We start from the raw sequence: 6,538 nt of genomic DNA on the forward strand, positions 1-6,538 counted from the left end.
CGACTATTCACTCTTTTTACAGGGAATTTTTACACGCAAAAAATAAGAAACAATTCCGACAGGAGCATCTGTCAGAAATTACGCTTTATGAAACTGCCCGGAATTTCTTAAAGCAGCACTCAGAAAATGAAACATTGCTTTCTATGAAATTATTAAAATCTGAAAGAGAAAAACTGCTTTCCATAAAAAATATGCAGCGTCAGGAATATCAAAAAAGAAAACAATACGAAAAAGAATTGCAGACTGTATGTAAAAATGTCGAGATGATTCTTCATGGAAAGTCTGATTTTGAAAAGAATTCTGAAAAGGATATACCACCACGCTAACCCTTATGCTCCAAAATTTCTTTCTATTTTTGTTGTATTCTTTTGTGATGTGCTTTATACTAAAGGCAAGATAGAAAAGGTGGTGATTTAGTGGAACTGGAAACAACGCTATCGCAAACAATTCGTACTGCAGGAAGCAATTCAGATTATGACTCTGCTTGTAAACGGCTGCTTTCTGAAAAAATCATTCTTGCTTGGATTATGAAGAATTGTTTAGAAGAATATCGGGAATGCAGCATTTCAGAAATCATTGAAAAATATATTGAAGGTGAACCGCAAGTCGCAGAAGTTCCGGTTCTGCCTGATCAGACCAATCCCTCTTTAATCAAGGGAGAGCGCACAGAAGATAAAACCATTACGGAAGGAACGATTACCTACGATATTCGTTTCACAGCAACTGCACCAAAGTCTGGTGAGTTCATCCGTTTAATTATCAATGTAGAAGCACAAAACAATTTTTATCCCGGTTATCCGTTGCTTAAACGCAGCATATACTATTGCAGTCGTATGATTTCTGCCCAATATGGTACTGTATTTTCATCTGCACAGTACGATAAAATTCGCAAAGTCTACTCCATCTGGATTTGTATGAACCCGCCAAAATCCAGAGAAAATACTATTACCCAATATTACATTGCAGAAAAATCGCTTGTGGGGCATGTTACCGAAAAAGTGGAAAATTATGATTTGATGTCTGCTGTTATAATTTGTCTCGGCAAACCGGACAGTGAGAATTATCACGGAGTTTTAAAATTATTAAATGTTCTGCTTTCTTCAGAAACAACACCGAAGGAAAAGGAAAGAATTCTCCATGATGATTTTGATATTGAAATGACGCAGAATTTAGAAAGAGAGGTGTCGCTGATGTGTAATTTAAGTCAGGGAATTGTTGAAAGCACTACTGAGCGAAATACTTTAGACAGTATCCGCAATCTAATGGAAACACTAAACTTGACTACCGAAGAGGCTATGGTAGCTCTGAAAATCCCAGAAGCAGAACGCCCAAAATATTTCGCTATGTTAAAAGAACTATAAAGGGAACGAGGGAAATCCGAATACACAAATTCCGATTGAGATTTCACCTGTTTTAGGAAATTTAATAACTGTTATATTTTGTTATTAAATTCACTGTAAACCTTTGAAAACGCTGGATTTGTCGCAGGTGAGCTTTCCCTTATTGTTTCCCTTGTGTTATATCTTCCCATATAAGTTTACGAACTCTGATAAGGGAAAATACAAGGGCAAAAAAATCTGATAACACATTATAACATAAAATGAAAATGACATGGTGAACTGATTGAAATGCTTCTATATTTTTATTGATTTGAAGGAGACACAACATGAATACCATTTACGCAAAATACAACATGTATCACAACAGCATTGACATTTATACATCTGCCGGATATATGTTACGCATTGACTGTAATAAGGCAGAGGATGGACTAAAAGCCACTCCCCGCTCACAGTATTCGTTATATGCACTTGCTGCTTTCCAATGGGGCAGTGGAATCAATAATCTGTCTTCCGATTACTTTTTCAATCTCTAAATAGTTCATAGCGATATCTCCTCATATTTACTCAAGAACCAATAACAGTGCCATTTTGAACTGCTTTGTTGCACTTACTGAGTGCTTTCCAAACTTATCAAACTTAAAAGTTTCTCCTGCGTGGATCACCTGCTCCTGTCCCTCATATCCAATCACAGCCTCTCCATCAAGTGCCATCACAAGGGCTTCTCCCGGAGCTGCATGCTCTGAAAGACCTGTTCCTGCATCAAAACTCATAACAACAAATTTCATCTTGTCATTATGCGCCAAATCCATATTTACAATCTTTCCTTCCTGATATGGAAGTAACTCTGCTAACTTAAATACTTCTCCCGCCTTGATTACCTCGTTCATAATAGTCTCCTTTCGAAATTCAATCTCTTTATATATAGAATCTTTTATTGCACTAACTCCAACCGACCGTTGAATAGGTGTTAGAATACTTTCTCCAGGCAAAAAATTGATATCCCTGTGCCATTCTCATGATAGATTTGCTTCGAGATGGTACACCCTGGCACTGTTCTGTTTTCTCTTACAAAATCTATAATTTTTCCAGCTTGTTCTTTCATCGTTTCCACCTCTCTTTCTCTTCTTTACATCTATTATTTTATCCATAGGCCTCTTGTTTTTCTGTTGCTGTAGCAACAATATCGATGATATGATAAAATTTCATTTGAAAGGATGGTAATAAGCATATGAAGAAACTAGATGATTATCAGAAGTATCTTCCGATACTATCGAAAGCAAAGCTATTTGAAGGAATTCCTCTTGAACACTATCCGCAAATTTTCAACTTCCTCCAGGCCTCAATTCTCTCTTTTGAAAAAGACGAATTAATTCAACACCTAGGAGAACCTTTGTTATATTCCGGAATTGTGCTTGATGGAACAGTTGAAGGATCATTTATCAATGAAAACTACAGCAAAATCAATATGAATCATTTTGAACGTGGTCGATCATTTGCAGAAGCCCTGGCATGCGTGCAAACACCATACAGTCCAATACAGCTAAAAGCATTGACTAACTGCACCATTATGTTAATTAATCTTAAAGGTATTATAAGCGGTTCTTCCTGTCCATGCTCTTACCAACTGAATTTAACCACTAACATGCTCAAAATACTTGCCTCACAAAATGTTTTTTCAAATCTAAAACTAAGAATTGCAAATCAGAAATCTTTAAGAGATCGAATTCTAATCTATTTGCATAGTTTAGCGCCAGACTCAGAAGGGTATCTCCATGTTCCCTTTACACAGACAGCACTTGCAGAATTCTTAGGTGTAAACCGAAGTGCACTGTCCAGAGAACTTGGTCGTATGCAAGATGAAAATCTTATAGAAGTTAACGATAAAAAAATGAAACTTTTACTATAGAAAAAAGGGGATGCGCCCATCCCCTTTGCCAAATACGCTGTATGAGATTTCACAACAATTTTATTCCAATGCCTCTTCCAGCACTGATTTCAGTGTTTCAGCTGATTTGTGTAATGCCTTGATTTCATCTTCAGATAGTGAAATGGGAACCTTTGATATAAATCCTTCTGCACCTACAATACTTGGCATAGACAGAACTACATCCTTGATTCCGTATTCTCCATCCATCATTGTTGAAATTTGAAGTATCGAACGTTCATCTCTGATTATAGCTTCACATATTCTCTTTACCGACATTGCTATTCCATAATAAGTAGCACCCTTCCTTTGAATAATTTCATAGGCGCTGTTTTTTACTTTCTCCGCAATTTCTGACGTAGCTCCTTCATGGTCATGATGCCCTCTCATCTCGCAGAAATCATGGAGTGGAATACCTGACACGTTGGCACTTGACCAAGCGGCAATCTCACTGTCTCCATGTTCTCCAACAATAAACGCATGAACACTTCGACTATCTACTTCCAGATGCTCCCCGAGACGTTCTTTTAGTCTTGCTGTATCCAGAACCGTTCCTGATCCAATCACACGATTCGGTGCATATCCTTGCCCTCCTTATTGTTCAAAATGCTCTTTTGCAAACTGCATATCCTGTACTACTTCAACCGTTCCAAGATAATTGCCTTTCTTATCTCTTACTGCCATATATGTTACAAGGAATGGTTTTCCATTCTTCTCCATCCAAACTGGAACTCTGTCACGCTTATTATTTCTAAAATCATCTAAAATTGCTCGCACCATCGCTTCTATCTTAGGTGGATGGCAAGAAAATACTTCCCTGTCAATCGCCATCTGAGGGCGTTTGAACACCTTTGGTCCTTCGTTGAAGAAGCGATTGATATTATTATCATCCACAAATGTAATCTCGATAGGCAATGTATTGAGAAGTGCTTCCAGCTGTGGAACTGTCATATGACCACCACCTAATATGATTTCTCCATCGCTTAGAGCCGCCTCTGTTCTTGCTTTTTTATCAGCACTATATTTTTCTGCCTCATCCCAGATCATTTCTACTCCAAATACAGGTGCATAGTCCTTAGCATCCTCGTAAATGCCATACCACTCTTCCCTGCTGAAATTCACTGCGCAGATAGGGTATAAAATATTATTTTCTTTATAGATCATCTCATCTGCTCGTTTGAGAACTGTCTGAAGTCGGTTCATCCATTCTTCATCATAATCTGATATTTTATCAAGTGCAGCTAGCTCATCACGAATTTCATCATCCACTGTCCACATCACATCCGAAGGTCCTGAGATCTCATAGCGTACCTTTAATACCGGATAGACAAGATCTCCTTTTTCTGCATAATGAATAGAAATCTGTCGAAGCTCAGATAGCTTCTCTCCTACATCATTCCCAGACTCAATATCTCCTTGAATTTCATGAATCAATGCGGCTATCTTCTCGTTTTCAAGAGCCCATCGATACATCGGATGTCCAACAGTTTCTCTAAGAGTCTTTGCTGCAGCATGCTTCTGATTGTATGCATCCGGCATCAGTTTCTTAGATGTCTCCTCTTTCTTAAGTGACTCTTCTACTGCTTTTTCTGCATTTGCAATCTTTTCTTCCTTTGTTGCACCGTGAAATAAGGCACTGTGAACATCGCACAATTTCTGCACTTCTGTGATTGGTGTGCCTTCCTTAATTAGCTCCTGCTCAGCTTTCATAATTTCAGATGCCTCTACCTCTGAAAAATTCTCTACGAAGTCTTTGCGCACACTCTCTAAGTCTTCGCCTTCTCCAAGTCGCTTTAAATAGCTCTTTATCTTTTCTCTTGTATTTTCCTGAAAAGCCCCATCTTCACTGCTGGTCTCGTCTCCTGCATTATTCTTTCCAAGTGCAAAGATATTTGGCATCTTCCCAATAAGTTCAAACCCATTACTCATAAGTGCCGGCACAACCTTCATCATGGATATGTTTCTCATCTTAGCTCCCTTTGGAATTGTTGTGATGCGTCCCACAGAGTTAAGCATTGCAGGCTTTGTAATCTCTGAAAATCCTAAATCCTTTAAAACATCTACAAGCTCAGGATATTCCTGAACCAATTCAAATACTGGTTTGTTTAAGTCTAATTTCTTTGCCATATAAACATCCACACCTTTCTATCTTTCCTTGTTACAAAATAGAATAACCTAAATTCCCTAAAATAATCTGTTGCTCCAGCAACATTTCTCAATGTCTCTGTTGTGTGTCCAGCACCTCCGACAATAATATTTTTCTTTGCCACTTCGTTCTGAATGGCTTCAGCAAGAATATCACCACCAGCTATAATGCTTCCTCCAAATAAAACCATTACATCAGCCTGATTGATTCCAATTTTTTTCTAATACATTTTGTGTAAATTCTTCTATATCACGCTTGCCACAAAATTCTCCCAAAATATTAATTGCTTTTGCTTTTTACATAACTCACCTCATAAAATCCCGATTTCCCTTTCTTTTTATTTCCTTTTCCTCTCCATCTCATTCTCCATAACCGGCTGTGGCAAATTCTTCATATTTAAAGCCGCCTGTTTTAAATGCAAACGGTCTAACACAGAAATTCGTGTTCCTATCTTACGGGGCTTTACTGGCAGATTATTCATTCTTCCATCAATCATATTATAATTTTGTTCTTCTGTAATCTCTGCACTTCTTAAATATTCTCCATTTTCATAGGCTTTCTGCCAGTTTTCCAAAACAGGTTTCCCACTTTTTCCCCGTATTTCTTGTGGGTGCAGATAAGAAACGATCTGTTCTTTGACTGTTTCGTCAAATCCCGTTGTAACCTGATCCACGATTAACTTTCCAGTTCCATCTACCACTACCCAAGCAGCATTTTTCCCGTATATCGTATGCTCCATCAGGAAAAATTCTTTTCCTTCCACCACCAGATTATCGAAGGCAAGCCAGCTTCCTTCTTTCCCTTCAATATGAAAATCGGTAGTGGCAAGAGAAATCAATGTACTGGACGAACCATTCCGAATAAACTCTGTTAAAACAGTAAATCCCTCTTTTTCCAAATAATAGGCTGCCGCTTCCCCATTTTTATCCAAAATCAGTACGTCCCCAATGCTTAGGGCATGTCCAGAAAAATTTTTCGGTAACTGCTTTACCAAACGGTTTCGGATATTATCCGGTGTTTCATCATACCGCATCCAACTTCTATATACTTGTTTATAATCTGTATAGCGTATAGTATTGTTTAAGTACCACCAAAAACAAACTTCAAATACGGGCTTAGTTCCCT

7 protein-coding genes and 2 pseudogenes are annotated in these 6,538 nt (G+C 38.0%); 4 read left to right on the forward strand and 5 right to left on the reverse strand.

What is annotated here, in order from left to right; all coding sequences use genetic code 11:
• The 3 genes and pseudogenes from ACYQ35_RS06460 to ACYQ35_RS06470 form a co-directional block, all read left to right on the forward strand.
• Nucleotides 1-326, forward strand: a pseudogene (locus tag ACYQ35_RS06460) (relaxase/mobilization nuclease domain-containing protein); the annotation flags it as partial.
• Nucleotides 327-416: 90 nt separating this feature from the next.
• Complete coding sequence (locus tag ACYQ35_RS06465; protein ID WP_459831351.1) at nt 417-1,361, forward strand: hypothetical protein; 945 nt, start codon at nt 417-419, stop codon at nt 1,359-1,361.
• Nucleotides 1,362-1,666: 305 nt separating this feature from the next.
• The gene (locus tag ACYQ35_RS06470; protein ID WP_004843443.1) at nt 1,667-1,876 is read left to right on the forward strand and encodes a hypothetical protein; all 210 of its coding nucleotides are present in this window, start codon (nt 1,667-1,669) and stop codon (nt 1,874-1,876) included.
• A 27-nt stretch (nt 1,877-1,903) separates the two neighbouring features.
• On the opposite strand, the gene ACYQ35_RS06475 is transcribed toward ACYQ35_RS06470, so the two are convergent.
• The gene (locus tag ACYQ35_RS06475; protein WP_009244745.1) at nt 1,904-2,230 is read right to left on the reverse strand and encodes a cupin domain-containing protein; all 327 of its coding nucleotides are present in this window, start codon (nt 2,228-2,230) and stop codon (nt 1,904-1,906) included.
• 341 nt (nt 2,231-2,571) lie between these two features.
• Here ACYQ35_RS06475 and ACYQ35_RS06480 point away from each other — a divergent pair, with 341 nt between their 5' ends.
• Nucleotides 2,572-3,249 (forward strand): Crp/Fnr family transcriptional regulator, encoded by a 678-nt coding sequence (locus ACYQ35_RS06480; RefSeq protein ID WP_004613243.1) that lies wholly within the window; start codon nt 2,572-2,574, stop codon nt 3,247-3,249.
• Nucleotides 3,250-3,309: 60 nt separating this feature from the next.
• Here ACYQ35_RS06480 and ACYQ35_RS06485 read toward each other — a convergent pair.
• The 4 genes and pseudogenes from ACYQ35_RS06485 to ACYQ35_RS06500 all read right to left on the reverse strand — a co-directional run.
• Nucleotides 3,310-3,852: pseudogene (locus ACYQ35_RS06485) on the reverse strand (Rossmann-fold NAD(P)-binding domain-containing protein); the annotation flags it as partial.
• A gap of 9 nt (nt 3,853-3,861) precedes the next feature.
• The gene (locus ACYQ35_RS06490; protein WP_004843446.1) at nt 3,862-5,394 is read right to left on the reverse strand and encodes a DUF438 domain-containing protein; all 1,533 of its coding nucleotides are present in this window, start codon (nt 5,392-5,394) and stop codon (nt 3,862-3,864) included.
• A complete protein-coding gene (locus ACYQ35_RS06495; RefSeq protein WP_009244748.1) occupies nt 5,379-5,603 on the reverse strand; it encodes a hypothetical protein in 225 nt (74 codons plus the stop codon). Before ACYQ35_RS06495 ends, ACYQ35_RS06490 begins: the two co-directional genes overlap by 16 nt.
• 147 nt (nt 5,604-5,750) lie before the next feature.
• The coding region (locus ACYQ35_RS06500) for a DUF4316 domain-containing protein (protein ID WP_459831368.1) at nt 5,751-6,538 on the reverse strand (788 nt) is incomplete at its 5' end.

This window comes from Faecalimonas hominis, from assembly GCF_054660755.1.

Excerpts from the sequence above, each read along its gene's own strand:
- ACYQ35_RS06495 (WP_009244748.1), bottom strand. The coding sequence starts at position 5,603 with ATGGTTTTATTTGGAGGAAGCATTATAGCTGGTGGTGATATTCTTGCT.
- ACYQ35_RS06475 (WP_009244745.1), bottom strand. The coding sequence starts at position 2,230 with ATGAACGAGGTAATCAAGGCGGGAGAAGTATTTAAGTTAGCAGAGTTA.
- ACYQ35_RS06480 (WP_004613243.1), top strand. The coding sequence starts at position 2,572 with ATGAAGAAACTAGATGATTATCAGAAGTATCTTCCGATACTATCGAAA.
- ACYQ35_RS06470 (WP_004843443.1), top strand. The coding sequence starts at position 1,667 with ATGAATACCATTTACGCAAAATACAACATGTATCACAACAGCATTGAC.
- ACYQ35_RS06490 (WP_004843446.1), bottom strand. The coding sequence starts at position 5,394 with ATGGCAAAGAAATTAGACTTAAACAAACCAGTATTTGAATTGGTTCAG.